This is a genomic window from Rhizobium mongolense subsp. loessense, assembly GCF_900099775.1.
Taxonomy (GTDB): domain Bacteria; phylum Pseudomonadota; class Alphaproteobacteria; order Rhizobiales; family Rhizobiaceae; genus Rhizobium; species Rhizobium loessense.
This window is the reverse complement of record NZ_FMTM01000001.1, coordinates 1,510,202-1,526,119: the sequence shown is the minus strand read 5'-3', so window position 1 is coordinate 1,526,119 and position 15,918 is coordinate 1,510,202. Positions and strand designations below refer to the sequence as shown.

Annotated in this window: 16 protein-coding genes, 1 tRNA gene, 1 rRNA gene and 3 pseudogenes; 7 read left to right on the top strand and 14 right to left on the bottom strand. The window is 60.4% G+C overall.

The window, feature by feature from the left end:
• Position 1 precedes the first annotated feature (1 nt).
• Positions 2–116: ribosomal RNA gene (gene rrf, locus BLP23_RS07700) — 5S ribosomal RNA — on the top strand.
• Between the two features lie 103 nt (positions 117–219).
• Positions 220–296, top strand: a tRNA-Met gene (locus BLP23_RS07695).
• Positions 297–300: 4 nt separating this feature from the next.
• Here BLP23_RS07695 and BLP23_RS34365 read toward each other — a convergent pair.
• Positions 301–936: a LysR substrate-binding domain-containing protein gene (locus BLP23_RS34365; RefSeq protein WP_267890074.1), complete on the bottom strand. Its 636-nt coding sequence runs from the start codon at positions 934–936 to the stop codon at positions 301–303.
• Positions 937–1,303: 367 nt separating this feature from the next.
• Between BLP23_RS34365 and BLP23_RS07685 the strand changes: the two are divergent.
• Positions 1,304–2,043, top strand: a pseudogene (locus BLP23_RS07685) (SDR family oxidoreductase).
• Positions 2,044–2,193: 150 nt separating this feature from the next.
• On the opposite strand, the gene BLP23_RS07680 reads toward BLP23_RS07685, so the two are convergent.
• Positions 2,194–3,090, bottom strand: coding sequence for a LysR family transcriptional regulator (locus tag BLP23_RS07680; protein WP_092584324.1), 897 nt, complete (start codon positions 3,088–3,090; stop codon positions 2,194–2,196).
• 101 nt (positions 3,091–3,191) lie between these two features.
• Between BLP23_RS07680 and BLP23_RS07675 the strand changes: the two genes are divergently transcribed.
• Positions 3,192–4,610: an aldehyde dehydrogenase family protein gene (locus BLP23_RS07675; protein ID WP_092584195.1), complete on the top strand. Its 1,419-nt coding sequence runs from the start codon at positions 3,192–3,194 to the stop codon at positions 4,608–4,610.
• A 32-nt stretch (positions 4,611–4,642) separates the two neighbouring features.
• Here the strand turns inward: BLP23_RS07675 and BLP23_RS07670 are convergent, their stop codons facing one another.
• Positions 4,643–4,873, bottom strand: coding sequence for a hypothetical protein (locus BLP23_RS07670; RefSeq protein ID WP_208603125.1), 231 nt, complete (start codon positions 4,871–4,873; stop codon positions 4,643–4,645).
• Between the two features lie 114 nt (positions 4,874–4,987).
• Here BLP23_RS07670 and BLP23_RS34360 point away from each other — a divergent pair, with 114 nt between their 5' ends.
• Positions 4,988–5,329, top strand: coding sequence for an NAD(P)-dependent oxidoreductase (locus tag BLP23_RS34360; protein WP_376774913.1), 342 nt, complete (start codon positions 4,988–4,990; stop codon positions 5,327–5,329).
• A 197-nt stretch (positions 5,330–5,526) separates the two neighbouring features.
• Here BLP23_RS34360 and BLP23_RS07660 read toward each other — a convergent pair whose 3' ends face one another.
• From BLP23_RS07660 to BLP23_RS07650, 3 genes are all read right to left on the bottom strand, one after another.
• The gene (locus BLP23_RS07660; protein ID WP_092584193.1) at positions 5,527–6,297 is read right to left on the bottom strand and encodes an SDR family NAD(P)-dependent oxidoreductase; all 771 of its coding nucleotides are present in this window, start codon (positions 6,295–6,297) and stop codon (positions 5,527–5,529) included.
• Positions 6,298–6,358: 61 nt separating this feature from the next.
• Positions 6,359–7,558, bottom strand: a complete 1,200-nt coding sequence (locus tag BLP23_RS07655) for an arabinose transporter (protein ID WP_167363835.1) — start codon at positions 7,556–7,558, stop codon at positions 6,359–6,361.
• Between the two features lie 64 nt (positions 7,559–7,622).
• Entirely contained in the window at positions 7,623–8,972 is a 1,350-nt protein-coding gene (locus tag BLP23_RS07650; RefSeq protein WP_092584191.1) for an amidohydrolase family protein, read from the bottom strand.
• Positions 8,973–9,085: 113 nt separating this feature from the next.
• Here BLP23_RS07650 and BLP23_RS07645 point away from each other — a divergent pair, with 113 nt between their 5' ends.
• Positions 9,086–10,033 carry a LysR family transcriptional regulator gene (locus BLP23_RS07645; RefSeq protein WP_092584190.1) on the top strand — a complete coding sequence of 316 codons (948 nt, stop codon included), beginning with the start codon at positions 9,086–9,088 and terminating at the stop codon, positions 10,031–10,033.
• Positions 10,034–10,089: 56 nt separating this feature from the next.
• Here the strand turns inward: BLP23_RS07645 and BLP23_RS07640 are convergent, their stop codons facing one another.
• Together BLP23_RS07640 and BLP23_RS07635 are read right to left on the bottom strand one after the other, a co-directional pair.
• The gene (locus tag BLP23_RS07640; RefSeq protein WP_139187034.1) at positions 10,090–10,290 is read right to left on the bottom strand and encodes a type 2 periplasmic-binding domain-containing protein; all 201 of its coding nucleotides are present in this window, start codon (positions 10,288–10,290) and stop codon (positions 10,090–10,092) included.
• Positions 10,291–10,901: 611 nt separating this feature from the next.
• A pseudogene (locus tag BLP23_RS07635) lies at positions 10,902–11,291 on the bottom strand (substrate-binding domain-containing protein); the annotation flags it as partial.
• Between the two features lie 26 nt (positions 11,292–11,317).
• Between BLP23_RS07635 and BLP23_RS34355 the strand changes: the two are divergent.
• Positions 11,318–11,425, top strand: a pseudogene (locus BLP23_RS34355) (LysR family transcriptional regulator); the annotation flags it as partial.
• Between the two features lie 16 nt (positions 11,426–11,441).
• Here BLP23_RS34355 and BLP23_RS07630 read toward each other — a convergent pair.
• The 6 genes from BLP23_RS07630 to BLP23_RS07605 all read right to left on the bottom strand — a co-directional run bounded on the left by BLP23_RS07630 (position 11,442) and on the right by BLP23_RS07605 (position 15,885).
• On the bottom strand, positions 11,442–12,479 hold the full coding sequence (locus tag BLP23_RS07630) for a Gfo/Idh/MocA family protein (RefSeq protein ID WP_092584188.1): 1,038 nt from the start codon (positions 12,477–12,479) through the stop codon (positions 11,442–11,444).
• Between the two features lie 15 nt (positions 12,480–12,494).
• Entirely contained in the window at positions 12,495–12,944 is a 450-nt protein-coding gene (gene aroQ, locus BLP23_RS07625; RefSeq protein ID WP_092584187.1) for a type II 3-dehydroquinate dehydratase, read from the bottom strand.
• A gap of 28 nt (positions 12,945–12,972) precedes the next feature.
• Positions 12,973–13,341, bottom strand: coding sequence for a tautomerase family protein (locus BLP23_RS07620; RefSeq protein WP_092584186.1), 369 nt, complete (start codon positions 13,339–13,341; stop codon positions 12,973–12,975).
• Positions 13,342–13,366: 25 nt separating this feature from the next.
• A complete protein-coding gene (locus BLP23_RS07615; protein WP_167363834.1) occupies positions 13,367–14,242 on the bottom strand; it encodes a shikimate dehydrogenase in 876 nt (291 codons plus the stop codon).
• A 12-nt stretch (positions 14,243–14,254) separates the two neighbouring features.
• Positions 14,255–14,977 carry an amino acid ABC transporter ATP-binding protein gene (locus BLP23_RS07610; protein WP_092584185.1) on the bottom strand — a complete coding sequence of 241 codons (723 nt, stop codon included), beginning with the start codon at positions 14,975–14,977 and terminating at the stop codon, positions 14,255–14,257.
• A gap of 65 nt (positions 14,978–15,042) precedes the next feature.
• Positions 15,043–15,885, bottom strand: coding sequence for a transporter substrate-binding domain-containing protein (locus BLP23_RS07605; RefSeq protein WP_092584184.1), 843 nt, complete (start codon positions 15,883–15,885; stop codon positions 15,043–15,045).
• Between the last annotated feature and the right edge of the window lie 33 nt (positions 15,886–15,918).

Here is a 15,918-nt window from a genome sequence, read left to right as displayed (position 1 = left end):
ACCTGGTGGTTATGGCGGGGTGGCTGCACCCGTTCCCTTTCCGAACACGGCCGTGAAACGCCCCAGCGCCTATGGTACTTCGTCTCAAGACGCGGGAGAGTCGGTCGCCGCCAGGTCTGCAAAACGCAACAAATCAAAATCTTCTCTTAACAAAACAACGGCCATAAGCCGATATAAACCGGCCGCAACAATCGCGGTCCGTTCCGCTCAAAACAATAACGCGGGGTGGAGCAGCCCGGTAGCTCGTCAGGCTCATAACCTGAAGGCCGCAGGTTCAAATCCTGCCCCCGCAACCAAAAATTACCACAAACTCAATGGGCTCCGAGACAATCGGAGCCCTTTTTGCGTTTGCCGCAAAGCGTCATCCCCTCGGCCCAAATCAAAGACGAAAACAGGTGGCAGAGCGAGGCCAGCCACCAAATCCTTGGCAAATGGTCCAGGTTTACCAAGAATTCCGGCCTCGTGACGTCCCTTTGCGAGTTCGGATACAACTCGGTATCGCGGCACCTGGATGATGCCGAGACCAGCGCAGGCCGAGGCGACGTTGGTTTCCGCGCCAGTGACGGTGATGACGGTCAGCAGCAACATCTTGCGGACACGACCGTCTATCTGGAAGGCCAAGGGAGCAACCGAGGGCATATTGGGGGCGAGCATATCGACCATCCGATGGCCGTTTTCCAGATCCTCCGGCGTCGCTGGTGTTCCGAACTTCGTCAAGTAGCTTGGGCTCGCGAATGTGCCGCGCTTAAGTTCAGTGAGCTTGCGTTGGATGAGACTGGAGTCAGAGAGCGCTCCCACCCGCACGATGCAGTCGTAACCCTCGCGTACGATATCCATCGGCTGATGTGTCGCGCTTATAGGAAGATGAATGGGATAGCACTGCAGGAGGCCCGGTAACGTGGGCAGCAGGAAGTGGCGCGCTTGGGTGCCATGCAGGTCGAGCGCGCAGGAGACCGGACGGTTTTGTTCCGCTGAAACCTGCTTCGGCGTCGTCGAGGTCGGCGAGCAGGCGGATGCAACGCTGATAATAGGCCTCGCCGTCCAGCGTTGGACGTACTACGCGCGTCGTGCGCTCCACCGCACCCCAAGCCGCCAGGAGCGCGGCAGGCCCAGGTCTTCTGCCGCGAGTGAGAAGCTATGCCGCTCGGCGACACGCGTGAAGACGCCCATGGCGTCGAACCGGTCCATTGTTCGCCATCTCCGGATGATGATGGCGAATAATGCCTGATTATCTGAAGAGATCAATGAGCCATCTTGTTCTCGTCGAAATGCGCTGCTGCGCGTCGCTTGAAGGAGAACGGAAATGGCAAACATCGAAAACAGGATCGCGATCGTCACCGGCGCTTCGCGTGGCATCGGAGCGGCGATCGCCGGGCGGCTCGCCAGAGAGGGATATGCCGTCGTCGTCAATTATGCCAGCAATGCGAAGGCAGCCGAGGACTGGTCGACCGAATTGAGAGCGCCGGCGGAAAGGCGCTTGCGGCACAGGCCGATGTCAGCGATGCAGCGGCAGTCGGCCGCCTGTTCGACACGACGGAAGCCGCGCTCGGCGGCGTGGACGTGCTGGTCAACAACGCTGGCGTTATGACACTCGCCACGATCGCGGATGGCGACGAGGCCGTCGTTGACGGCCAGATCGCCATCAATCTCAAGGGCAGCATCAACACGCTGCGCGAGGCGGCGCGGAGGCTGCGCACCGGCGGTCGGATCATTAACTTGTCGTCCAGTGTGGTGGGTCTCTATCAACCTGCCTATGGCGTCTATGCGGCTACTAAGGCCGGCATCGAGGCGATGACGCATGTGCTTTCCAAGGAACTGCGAGGCCGCAACATAACGGTCAATGCCGTAGCACCAGGCCCCACCGCGACCGCCCTCTTCCTTGACGGCAAGCCGCAGGCGGTTATCGACAATCTTACCAAGCTGGCCCCACTGGAGCGCCTCGGGCAACCCGAAGACCTTGCCAACACAGTAGCCTTCCTTGCGGGCCCCGACGGCGCCTGGATTAACGGGCAGGTGCTGCGCGCCAACGGCGGGATCATCTGATGCCGCCCCCTTCCCATACGATTTCGATCGACGAGAAAGTAAAAAGGATCCTTACATGAGCAAGAAAATCGCCCTCGTCACTGGCTCGTCCAGCGGTTTCGGCCGCCTGACCGCTCGGGCTCGCGGGCGTCATGAGACCTGCCCGTGAGCTCAAACTCTTGCGGCGAAGCGTTTCGCCAGATCGATGAAAGCTCTTAGCTTTGCCGGTAAGTGCCGGCGGCCACTGTAGTAGAGGCACAGGCCCTCGTGCGAGGGCGTCCAGTCGTCCAGAACCTGGACGAGCCTGCCGTTGGCGACATAGGGCGCTACCGAATGCTCCGCCAAATAGCCAAGCCCGGCTCCGTCAAGTGCCGCCTCCAGCATCAGCCCGCTTTCGTCGAGAACCAGCCGGCCTGGCACATCGATACGGATCTCTTGCCCCTGCTGTTCGAATTCCCAGTGATAGTAGCGTCCACTCGCCATACGCGGGCGGATGCATTCGTGTGTTAGAAGGTCGTGGGGCAGAACAGGTTTATCCCGTTTCTCGAAATAGCTGGGTGCCCCTACCACCACTGAACGCATTGTGGGGATCAATGGAACGGCGATCATATCCGGCGAGACGAATTCCTTCAGCCGCACGCCTGCGTCGAAGCCCTCGCCGATCACGTCGATCAGTGCACCCTCGGTGATGATTTCCACCGCCATGCGCGGGTAGAGGCGCAGATATTCCAGAATCAAGGGCGCAAGCAGCATTCGCGCAGCACCCAGCGCCATGTTAAGACGCAACACGCCTGTAGGATCCGGTCCTTCGCTCCCGGCGTTTTCAAGTGCCACGCCGATTATCGCCAGTGCAGGAGCGATTTCTGCCGCCAGACGTTCGCCTGCCGCGGTCAGCGCCACACTGCGGGACGTGCGGTTGAACAATCTCACGCCGATCCGCGCTTCAAGACCAGATACGGCGTGACTCACGGCAGAGGACGAGATCCCCAGTTCACGTGCTGCGGCTCGAAACCCACCCCTGCGGGCGACGGCCGTAACCGCCTGCAGTTCGGGGAGGCTCGCTTGGATCATTGATCTATTTCCCTCATCAGTCCGTCAACGCTCGCGTGGATTTACTCAACTGTAATGCCTTCATATTTCTCATGCCAGGACAATATGAGGACTGAGGGATGCATAAAGTCGAACACGTTTACATCGATGGCCAATTCGTAATTCCAGACGGGGATCAGAGGCTTGACCTCTATAATCCAGCTACCGAGGAAAGAATCGGCGAGGTGCGGATTGCCAATGAGAAGGACGCACGCAGCGCCGTTCTTGCGGCAAAGCAGGCATTTCCCGCCATGGCCGCCACAACAAAGGCAGAGCGCATTGACATGCTCAACAGCCTGCGTGACGCTGTCGCTGCACGGCCTAGCGAACTAATCGAAACCATGACCGAGGAGTATGGCGCGCCGGCTTATTTCGCGGCGTTCTCAGTACAGAATGCGACTTCCATTTTCGATATTATGGCTGAGACTGTCGGTGGGTACGACTTCGATCGCGTTGCAGGACGAAGCGCTGTGAAGATGCTGCCGCGAGGCGTGATCGCTGCGATCACCCCGTGGAACAGCAATTTCGGCTTTATGGCTACCAAGATCGCTCATGCCATTGGGTCCGGCTCGACCATCGTCATCAAGCCGGCCGAACAGAGTGCAATGCAGACCCAGGTATTTGCAGAGAGGCTGCATGTGGCAGGTCTTCCGGGCGGCATCTTCAACATCGTCAACGGAACCGGCCCGGTGGTGGGTGCGGCCCTTACCGGCGACCCAGATGTGGCGACTATCAGCTTCACGGGCTCCACGGCGGCGGCAAGGATCATCCAGCGCGCAGCAATAGACGGCATGAAGCGGGTCATCCTCGAACTCGGTGGCAAGGGACCTACGGTTCTACTGCCTGACGCAGAACTCGACACGGCAATCCCGATTGCCCTGATGGCTGGCTTCGCCAACAGCGGACAGGCCTGTGTGGCCGGCACCCGCATTCTTGCCCCACGTGCACGGCTCGCCGAGGTGGCGCGGCGCCTAAAGAATGAAACGGAGGGGCTAAAGGTTGGCGATGCTCGCGATCCCCAAATTCGTATCGGACCACTTGCCAATGCGGCTCAGTGGGAGCGGGTACAGTCCTATATCCGACTTGGGCTGCGAGAGGGCGCCACGTTGCTGACGGGCGGGGAGGGGCGTCCCGGTGGTGTCGAGAAAGGCTGGTTCGCTCGGCCGACAATCTTCGCTGATGTGACCAACCAAATGCGGATTGCGCGTGAGGAAATATTCGGACCAGTGATCTGCCTGATCGGCTATGACGATGAGAACGAGGCAGCCGCCATTGCAAACAACAGCGTTTATGGTCTGCAAGCCTATGTACTTTCGGCGGACGTCGACCGTGCACGGTGCTTCGCGGATCGGCTGATGGCTGGCAGGGTCGTGATCAACGGCGCGCCACACGATCCCCGCGCGCCTTTTGGCGGCTTCAAGCAGTCCGGGTTGGGACGCGAAATTGGATCCTACGGTCTAGACGAATTGCTGGAGCCCCGCGCGATCCTTACGCCTTAACCCTTCTGGCGCGGATAAAGGTGACGGACGCCCTAGAGGCGGCAGACGGCAAGCGGGTCTCCGGCCAATAGAGCAGCTTCGCTGCCGAGCGACGGCGTCCAGTCTGCCATGATCTGCAAGATCTCGCCGCTCTCAAGGAAGGGCGCGGCCTCGCGCGCCAAGCCCGCTCGCCGCAGCCTTGCAGCAAGTTCCGTAGGTCCGACGATCAACCTGCGCGACACCTTCGATTCCGCATATTCGCGGGGGCGGCGGCCCATTTCCATGATCACGCCGCTTGGAAGCCGCGCCCTTATGCACTCGTGAGAAAGCAGGTCACCCGGGGTCTATTCATCGGAAAAGAGATATGCCTACCTTGCCGAGACAGACGTCTTGATCCTATGCCTGCGGCCGTCACAGGACAATGCCGGTGTTATCGGCGAGAAGGAACTGCGATCTATGCCGAGAGGCACCGGCTGGTCAATGTCGCTCGGGGCGGCCTCGTGGACTATGAGGCTTTGTTTGACGCGCTGCGCGACGAGCATTTGGGCGGCGCCGGTCTGGATGTTTTTTTCGAAGGAGCCGTTCGACGCCACGGATCCCTTGCTCGATTTGCCGAACGTCATCGCGACGCCGCATTTGGCGGGATCACCAGAAGTTCGATGAGCGACATCGCCAAGGGTGTCGCAGAGAATATTCTGCGTCTTCATGCCGGCGAGCAATTGGTAAATCGCGTTGCGTGAGGTGGGACAGCAACGCGGCGGCGCGGTCGATCACGGGACGACAACTTTTTCACGGCGGAAGCGGTCCGCCAGCAGCGCTGCGCATCCACAGCCTCCTCGAGAGGCAAGGTCGCGGCGATCTCCGCGCGAAGTGCGCCGCGCCCTCACTTCTCCAGCAGATCGCGAACGGGGATCCGCTACAACTGTCAGCAGGTGAATCATCCCGGCAGGGGCATGCCGGAAATCTCCTCGCAGATGGCGATAAGCCGATCTTGAAGCTCCGGATCATGAGCTTGCGGGTTCGCGGACCGACGCTTCATGTGATAGAAATATTCTCCGGTCACATCCGCTTTCGGGTCGTCGCCGGCCGCGAGCCACGCTTGCGTGAGATGCGCCTGCGCCATGTCGTCAGGCGCGCCGGGACCGCCCATCTTGGTGGGCACCCAGCCCGGTTCCAGCGAATTCGAGAATACATCCTTCCAGCGGCGCGCGACCGCGAAGGCGAGCATGGCATCGTGCAGCTTGCTTTCTGCGTAGGCTTCCGATCCGTTCCACCGGCGGGTTTTCCAGAGAATATCGTCGAGATTGGCGTCTGCATGATGATGCATGCCGGAAGAGAGAAAGACGAGCCGTTTGGGCCGGTCGATAAGGGCGGTCAGGATGTAGGCAGAGAGAGTGTTGATGGCGAAGACATGTGGCAGGCCATCGGAGGTGAGGCGATGGGCTTCGCGGTATCCGACGGCGGCATTGTGGATCACGGCATCGAAGTGGCCGAGTTTTTTGACCTCGGCGGCAACAAGCTTGGCGCCCGCGATGGTTTCAAGGTCGCCCGTCACGGCGGCCTCGGCCTGTGGCAGAGCGCGGCGGGCATCGCTGGCACGGGCGGCGCTTCGGGCATGAAGAACGACCTGATGACCTTGCTCGGCTAGCAGCTCAGCCGCCATGAGGCCAAGGCCGGTGGACGATCCGGTAATGAAGATGCGGGACATTAGGAAATCTCCTTTGTGTGGAGGGCGGCGACTTCTTCTCGCCGGCAACGTGGAACAATGGTCAGGATTGCGAAACGCGGGCCATCAGGGCGAGCGTGGCACCGGCGAGGGCGCAGGCGGCACCGAACAGATAAACAGAAGCATAGCCGAATTGTCCGGCGATGACGCCCGCGACTGGACCTGAAACGCCATAGGCAATGTCGAGGAAGGCTACGAAGGCGCCCAAGGCACTGCCGCGGTTGGCGGGAGGCACCCGCTTCAAGGCTTCCACGCCAAGAGCGGGAAAGACCAGCGCGCAACCAAAGCCAGTCACCAGTGCTCCGCCGAGCGCTACAGCCTCGCTTGGCGCTGTCCAAATTATGGCCTGGCCGATTGCCTCGATCACGAATGACCAGAGTGCGATGCGATAGCCGCCCATTCTGTCGGGCAGAGAGCCGAAGACAATCCGTACGAAGATGAAACCGGCACCGAAGGCGGTCATGACCAAGCCGGCATTGTCCCAGTGATGTGCTGCGAAATAAAGCGAGGCGAACGCGGTGAGGCCCGACAGTCCGACGCCTTGTAGCATCAGGCCGGCGCCTTCGCGCCAAATTTGCCCGATTACCTTGTAGAAGGGCAGGCGAGGGCCGGCGGCTGTCGCGTAGGGAATCTCACGCAAGGCGATTGCAGCCGCAGTCACTGGCGCCACAACGCAAGCAACTATTGCGGCTTCCAGGCCATAGCCCTGATAGAGCGCCATGCCAATCGGCGCACCGATCGCCAGAGCCGCGAACATGGCAGTGCCGGTCCACGACATCGACATGCCGGCGCGTTGCGGTCCGACCGAAGCAATCGACCAGGAGACACAGCCAGTGACGAACAGGCTCTCGCCGAGACCGGCGGCTAGGCGGCCGAGAATGACAATTGCAAGACTGACGTTCGGCGACAGCCCGGGCATGGCCACGGCGAGATAAAGCAGCCCTGCGGTCGTGCTGACTGCGGCACCCTGCAAGGCGGAACGCTTGCCGCCGTGGATGTCGGTCAGGCGCCCCGCATAGCCGCGGCTGAGCACAGTGGCGAGGAACTGGATGCCGATCACCAGGCCGACGACGAGATTGCTGAAGCCGAGGTTGTCGTGGATGAAGAGCGGAATGACGGGAAGCGGCAGCCCAACTGCGAGATAGCCACAGAAGAGCGCTGCGATGATGCCGCGGGCAGGGCGGGAAAGATTTGTAGGAGCAGCCTTCGGTTCGGCCGTGGCGTTGATAACAGATGCTGACATGACAGCCTCCATGCTGAATAGCTTGTGGGTGACAGCGCCGCCAGGAGCCGGCAGCGCTTCCGGTTCAGGCCGCCTTTGTGGGAGCGGATGTGTCGAACAGGTCCGGGCGATAGCCGCTCTTTTCCATCAGGTAGGCGCGCGAGGCGGTGACGTCCGCCGTCAGCTTGATGAGATCGGCGCCCACCAGCTTTCCTCCACGCTTGCGGATCTCGCCAGCGACCATGACCGTATCGACATCCGAGCGCGCGACCGCCTGGACGATTGTGCCGACGGCGTTGTTGACGGGGAGGACGGCGACGCCGTCGGTGCGCACCATGATGATGTCGGCTTGCTTGCCGGGCGCCAGCGAGCCGACCGCGCCCTCAAGTCCCGCGGCGCGTGCACCGTTGATGGTTGCCGCGTTGAGGACGCGCTCGACGGTGATCGGCGAAGGCACGTTCTCTTCGCCCCGGAATTTGCGGTAGCGCATGGCCGAGCGCTGCTGCGAAAACAGGGCGTGCATCTCGCCAAACATGTCGCTGCCGAAGGCAGTGTCGAGGTCGATGCCGATGGCCGGGGTCAGGCCGTGGTCGATGGCTTGCTGATAGGCGAAACTCTCGTCATCGAAGCCGAACAGTGCGTCCGAGCGCGGGTTGACCGTGATGTTCACGCCGGCATCGGCAAGCAGTCGCCACGTTTCCTGCGGAACCCGGGTGCAATGATTGAAAATGTTTTGCGGACCCAGCACGCCCTTTTCCGCGAACTCCGGCCCTAACTTGGCAAGATCGCCGATGAACTCGGTCAGGATACGCATATCGAGGCTACGGGCGACCTTCCACCAGTCAAGGTTGAGCTGTCCGAACAGGCCGACGCCCACAAGACCATTACCACTGTTCCAGTTGCTGGCCAGCCGCTTCAGGTCGCCGGGCAGATGCGTAGTAGACGCCTTCCTGTCCATGGCCGCGCCCACCATGTGCAAGGCGCGGATGCCACTGTCGTCAAGGGCATCGAGGGCCGCGTCGGTGTGTTCGGGGCTGCGGGAGGAATGGCACGCATCGATGACGGTCGTGATGCCGGCATCGATACACGCAAGCGCTGTGATCTTTGTGCTGAGATACATGTCGAGCGGGCGGTAATAGGCGCCCAGCTTTTCCGCGACGACATCGATATAGGCAAAGAGATCATCAACATCGGGCATCATGCGGCGCATGACGCCTAGCCACATATGGTGATGGGCGTCGATCAGGCCCGGCATTATTATGCTGCCGGAGGCGTCGATGACGGTTGCATTGCCGAGGGGTACATTTGGGGCGATGGCTGCTATCTTGTCGCCTTCGACAAGCAAGTCGCCGGTTGCAAGATTGGGGACGGTCCTGTCCATCGTTAAGATCGTGCCGCCCTTTAAGAGCGTGCGGTGATTGTTGAGGTTGCTCATGACTTGGTCCTTTCAGCGTTTCTTATCGGGCAGGACCGTTATCGCTCCGCAGAGTGCTTGATTTAATTGCGCTTATGTCAGATGTTTCCTGACGAAAAGTCAGGAGTTGTCGCATGTCTTTCGATGGACGGATTCTCTCCGGGGTAAGCGTACTTGCCGCCGTCGTTGAAGGCGGCAGCTTCGTCAAAGCCGCCGAATTGATCGGCATCACCGACTCCGGCGTCAGCCGAGCGATCGGCCGTCTGGAGACGCGCCTTGGAGTGCGACTGCTCGATCGGACAACGCGCTCGGTGACCCTGACCGACGAAGGACGACGTTTCTACCAAGAGGTGAAACCGCACCTGAACGCGATCGAAGATGCCGCCGTGGTCGCCTCCGGTGCGGCGTCAGCGGTACGCGGCCGCCTGAAAGTGGATATCGATCCGTTCTTTCTGCCACTCGTGCTCGCAGGCCGGCTCGGTACCTTCTGTGAAAGGCATCCCGATCTCTCAATCGAGTTCGTGACCAAGGAGCATGTCGGCGATCTTGTCGCGGACGGGATCGATCTTGCGATCCGTTTCGGTGAGCCACGTCTTGCCAGCCTGGTTGCGCGAAAGCTGATAGAAGCGCCGATCCTGACCGTGGCGTCGCCTCGCTATCTGGAGCGCCATGGTCGCCCGGCGCATCCCCGCGACCTCACCGCTCATCGATGTCTGCAATTTCTCGATCCCTATACCGGGCGGCCCTTCGAATGGGAGTTCATCCGGGGCGACGAGGCCATCGATTTTCCGACAACGGGACCGCTGACCTTCACTGACCCAAAGGCGATGCTCGACGAATGCTTCGCGGGAACGGGCATCGCTCAGGTTATCGGTTGGGGCATTGGGCAGGCCCTGGCGAGAGGATCGTTGGTCGACCTTTTCCCGGACTGGCATGGGGAGCGTTTCCCGCTGTTTGCCTTCCATCCATCGCGCAAACATCCGCCGGCAAAGGTGAGGGCCTTCATAGACTTCTGCGCCGAGATCGCAACGGAACTCGAGCGTTCGGCGCCAAGGGAACAGAGTTGGAAAGAGGGAAGTTGAGATTGTAGTATTGGTAATAAAGCGTGAGGGGGCCGAGCTCGAGAAGCTCCTCTGCGTTAGGCCAACGCGACAACCACCGTGATCTCGGTCTTCGCCGTTGTCATCGGACGGTCTGCGAAATAGGCCGGAGCTGCACAGATCACATAAGGCGTCGCCGGACCGAGCTTGCGTTCGGAAAGACCGGTACGGAACGATTCGTCATCGTCAAAATCGCGGCTGCCGATCACGACATCCACCGCGCGCTCCATCAGGTTCACGCACGTCGCCGAGACCCGTTGAGCGGAAATACCGAAACCGGCATCGCAATAAGCGTACCTTGTATTTCCACGAGTCGGCTAGTGCAGAATGAGGAGCGACTCCGTCGTCGATCCTCGACTGAATGTACGTGGGGTCCGAACCTCCGCATCGTCGGTGGGTCTGTGATGCTGCAGGTACCTTCTACGGCGACCATCACCACTTGCGCCCCATCATGCGGTCCTGTGTCGCTGGTCTCGGACCGTGTCTACCGCAGAAGTGCAGCCGTCGGATGTAGTTCAATCGGCACGTCATCGTTGCCGGCCGTTTGTCCCATCGTTTCGACCGTCACGATACCACTGAATGTCGGTCTTTGCGATCCGGGGAAGGGAGATCGCATGGCCTTCGAATCCTATGCATGCATCATGATTTCGGTGGCCGAGTCGGCAATCAAGACGTTACAAATCTCGGTGGTTTCAGGCCCCCGCAACCAAATTCCATACCAATTCAATGGGCTCCGAGATAAATCGGAGCCCTTTTTGCGTTCAAATCCACGAAAATCGGGTTCGCCAACCCTCGAAAGACCAGAGCAACCGCAGCCAACAAGACGGACATTTTACCCGCCAGCGTCAAGTTAGGCGGTTGCCCCTTCGATCAGCTCAAATCCGAGATCGACGACCTGGGATGGCGCATTATTGACGACAAGCTGTGCGGCCACCTTTCCGGTCTCAACGCGCGGGGTGCGGATGGTCGAGAGCGGTTGCGGCGTTGCCCGGCCGATATCGAGACCGTTATAGCCGAAGATGGCAAGCTGCGAAGGGATCGAAACTCCCGTTGCGAGGCAATGAAAATAACCACCAAGCGCCATGTCGTCGTTCGAAAAATAAACCGCATCGAGATCGGCGGTCCGGGCGAGCAGGCGCTCCAGCCCCAGCCTGCCGTTCTCCACGGATGATGCCCACGCGAGAATTTCTCGATCCGCGAGGCTCGCACCGCCAGAGGCGAGCGCTTCGCAGAAGGAGGATATCCAAGTTTATGGTCGACTTTTCGGATGTCCGCGTCGAATTGACGGTGGATGAGGGATGGACGGATATCGTTGCCGGACACTTCGACGCCGGTGTCCGGCTCGGCGAAAGCCTGGAAAAGGACATGATCGCTGAGTCTAGTTTTTCTTCTACCCTAGAACGATGCGCTCCCCACTTGCTGCCGATTGTTTGACGGCCTCAATGACCTTCAGCGTGTTCAGCCCTTCGCGCCCGCTGATCAGCGGCGGTTCTTCACCACGGATCACCTTGCAGAACTGCCGGATCTGCAGCGCCAGCGGGTCTTCGTCCCGAACGGCGACGCGGCGCTTTTCCAAGGGCTCCCACCAACTGCGTTTCATGCCGTTCTTCCACACGTCGAGCGACGGGATCGTCAGAGATCCGTGCGTCCCGCCGATCAAGTAGCATGCCTCTTGCGTTTTCGGATAAGCCGGGTTTTCGCCCGTCGTCATCTCCCAGCTCCAGGGTGCGACGACGGAGTCCGAAACGGACGCCGTGGCAAGAAGACCGCTTTGGAATTCCATCAGGATCACCGAGGTCTCCTCGACGACATTGCCGCGAACGGCGTTGGATTCGCGGGCCTGGACGGCAGCGATGTCGCCGAACAGGTAGCGCAGGTTGTCGACGTCGTGGATCAGGTTGAGGAAGACCGGGCCGGCTCCGGCTCGGCGTCGCCAGTCGATGTCGAAATAGTCGTCCGGCTTGAACAGCCAGAACATCACATTGGCCACGAGGATGCGGCCAAGCTCGCCGCTGTCGACAATCTCTTTCGCCTTCTGGATCATTGGATTGTGACGGCGATGGTGGCCGACCAGAAGCGGAACGCCAGCGGCTTCCGCTGCGCCGATCAGCTTTTCACCGGCCGCGATATCGTCGGCAATCGGCTTTTCGATCAGTGCCGGCACTCCGGCGGCAACGGCTTCGAGACCGTTGGCGACATGCACCTGATTGGGCGTCGCGACGATGATGCCGTCGGGACGATGCGTTTCGATCATGGCCGCAAAGCTTGGAAACCATTTAGCGCCGGATTCCTGGGCGATCTTCTGCCCAAGCGGCATCGGATCGATGACGGCCAGAAGTTCCGCCTGCGGCTCGGCAAGCACATGCTGGATATGTCGCTTGCCGATCAGGCCGGCGCCGAGCACCGCAAGTCTCACTTTCCGTTCCATGCTGAGCCCTTCCCGTCACTTCTTCTCGCCAGACGTGATCAGGCTTGCCACCCGGCGGATCGCAAACTGATAGCCTTCGGTGCCAAGCCCGGAGATGATCCCGTCGGCGCGGTGCGAGACGAAGGAATGATGGCGGAACGCCTCTCGCTTGTGGACGTTGGAAATATGCACCTCGATGACCGGCTGCTCGAAGGTGTTCAGCGCGTCGAGAATGGCAACGGAGGTGTGGGTGAAGCCGGCTGGGTTGATCACGATACCGGCGCCGTCCTCGCGCGCTTCATGGATCCAGTCGATGATCTCGTATTCGCGGTTGCTCTGGTGAAAGCGGATGTCATGGCCTAGTTCGGAAGCCACCCGGCGGCAATCGGCCTCGACATCGGCGAGCGTCTCGTGGCCGTAGATGTGCGGCTGGCGCTTGCCGAGCAGATTGAGGTTTGGGCCATTGAGAACGTAGATCAGGCTCATGTGTCTTCCTTTCGAATTGCCGGAATGATCACGGCAGTGTGGTCTCGTGGATCGCAAAATCGGGATCCGACTGGATGAGATCGGCCCGCAGGGCGCAGCGCCCCTCATCGAGCGCCGGACGTGCGACGCCTTCGGCTGCGTCATAGACCAACTGCAATATCGCTCGCTTTTCGCCCGCAGAGCGGCCGGGCGCGATCCGCAGGATGATCTGCACGAACTGATTGGCGGAATGCTCGTCGGCGACGAGCGAATGCGTAGCCTCGCGCGCAAAGGTGCGCACGGCATTCGGCTTGACTGCGCCGCTGTCACGCACGCTGCGATGAACGGCCCTCACTAGCGCCGGCATGTCTATGCGACTTCCGGCTCCCTCGCTGTATTCGATGACGATGTGCGGCATCCTGTTCCTCCTTCGCCAGCCTGGATCAGGAGGCACTGCACAGTTCCGTAAAATGGGTGCTCATGCGTTCGGCGTCGGGTTCGATACCGCTGAAAAGCTTGAACGCCGCAGCCGCCTGAAACACTGTCATCCCGCCACCCGGCAAGGTGCGGCAGCCGAGACGAGTGGCAAGCGCCAGAAGCTCAGTTACCAGCGGCATGTAGACGATGTCAGCAACCCAATGATGGGACTCCAGCCAGCTCTCTTCGATCGGCAGGCCCGGATGGTTTTTCATGCCAGTCGGCGTCGCATGGATGAGGCCATCAGCGGTCCGCATCGCTTCACCAACATCGGTGACCGCGAAGGCCCGTTCTGCGGAAAAGCGGCTGTTCAGATCCTCCGCAAGTTTTCTGGCGCGTGCATTATCCTGATCGAAAATCGCGAGATGCTCGATACCAAGTTTCATCGCGGCATGAGCAACGGCCACGCCGGCGCCGCCAGCGCCGAGAAGAACAGCCCGATGCCGCGGGACGTCAGGAAGTCCGCGCCGAAAGTTTTCATAAAAACCGTACCAGTCGGTGTTGTGGCCGGTCCGTTTTCCATTCTCGAACACCACGGTGTTGACCGCACCCAGCATGCGGGCATCGTCGGAGAGATCCGTGAGGTACTCAATCACCGTCTGCTTGCAGGGATGGGTGATATTGCTGCCGGCAAAGCCGCGGGCTTCCATTTCGGCCAGCACATCCGGCAGGGCGCTCGGAGGCAGTCCGCGCTCGGCAAGGTCGAGGAGTTCGTAGCGATAATCGAGACCCTGAAGCGTGCCCTCGCACTCATGCAGGGCAGGGGACTTCGACATCTGGATATCCGCGCCGATCAGTCCCACCGACACAGCGCGCTTCATCGTTTCGTTTGAAACAGTCATATGCGGATCGCCTCAGTGATGGGCCAGGATTTCGCCGAGGAAGGCCTGGGTGCGCGGATGCGTGGGATTGCGGAAGAAAATTTCCGGTGGCGCCTCTTCGATGATCTCGCCGGAGGCCATGAAGATCACGCGGTCGGCCACCTGCCGGGCAAAGCCCATTTCATGGGTGACGCAGATCATCGTCATACCGTCCCTGGCGAGACCGATCATCGTGTCGAGGACTTCCTTGACCATCTCGGGATCGAGCGCGCTGGTCGGCTCATCGAACAGCATGGCTTTCGGCTCCATGCAGAGCGCACGCGCAATGGCAACGCGCTGCTGCTGTCCGCCAGAAAGCTGGGCGGGGTACTTGTCAGCCTGGTCGAGAATGCGGACGCGTTCGAGATATTTGCGGGCGATTTTCTCGGCATCCGCCTTGCTGGTGCCACGGACGCGCATCGGCGCCAGCGAGCAGTTTTCAAGGATGGTCATATGCGGAAACAGATTGAAGCTCTGGAACACCATGCCGACTTCGCGCCGGACGGCGTCGATCGACTTGCCGCTGTCATCGAGCTTTGTCCCCTCGACCATGATCGTGCCTTTCTCGATTTTCTCGAGCGCATTGATGCAACGGATCAGCGTGGACTTGCCGGAGCCGGACGGTCCGCAAAGAACGATTTTCTCGCCTTTGCGAACCGTAAGGCTGATGTTCTTCAACGCATGGAATGCGCCGTACCATTTATCCACAGCTTCCATTGAGAGAAGCGGGCTTTGAGTGTCAACGGCGTGTGGCACGGCAGATCTCCTGCGCAGAACGTGTATCAGTTGATGGTGAAGGGGATGTTCGGAATGGATTCGGGGAACTTCGGAACGTCCATTTTCATCCACTTCGCATAGACCTTGGCGTGCTCGCCATTCGCCATGATCTTGTCGAGGAAGGCGTTGACGGTTTCATTCCAGTCCTTCTCGCCAAGTCGTGTTCCGACGCCATTGAACGTGGTGAGGAAATCGATCTTGCGTTCATATGTACCGGCACTGGCCGCTTCCAGGCGGTCGAGGTAGAACTGGTTGCCGCCGACAGCCTGCACCTGGCCGGAAAGCAGCGCCTGGATGGACGCGGCATCATCGTCGAAACGCCGGACGGTCGCCGTATCGCCGACAGCGGCGGTCACCGCCTTATCCTGCGAGCTTGACTTTGGAACGCCGATCTCCAGGCCTGCGAGATCGCCGATTTCGGCCATCTTCTTGTCCTTCGGTCCGTAAAGCGAAATTGTGTTACCAGCATACGGCTTGCTATATTGGATCGACTTGGCCCGTTCCTCCGTCATCGCCATGGTGGCAAACAGGATATCGACCTTGCCGGTGACAAGCGCCGGAATGCGGTTGGCGACCGCGAGCGGTGCAAATTCGACCTCCACGCCCAGCTCCTTAGCGAAAAGCTTGGCGATGTCGGCATCGAACCCGTCCTGAACGCCACTCGAATTGACAAAGCCCCAGGGCGCGTTGTCGCCCTGAATGCCGACGACGATCTTGCCCTTGGCTTTGACCTCCTCCACCGTCGCGGCCTGGGCAGACATCGGCGTTAGCCACGGGGCCATCACCAGAGCTGCGGCTGCGAACAGAATTCCACGGCGCTTCAGGCCGGTCTTAAAGCTGCTGATCATTACCTTCTCCTCCTTGGTTGATAGAGCTTGTGC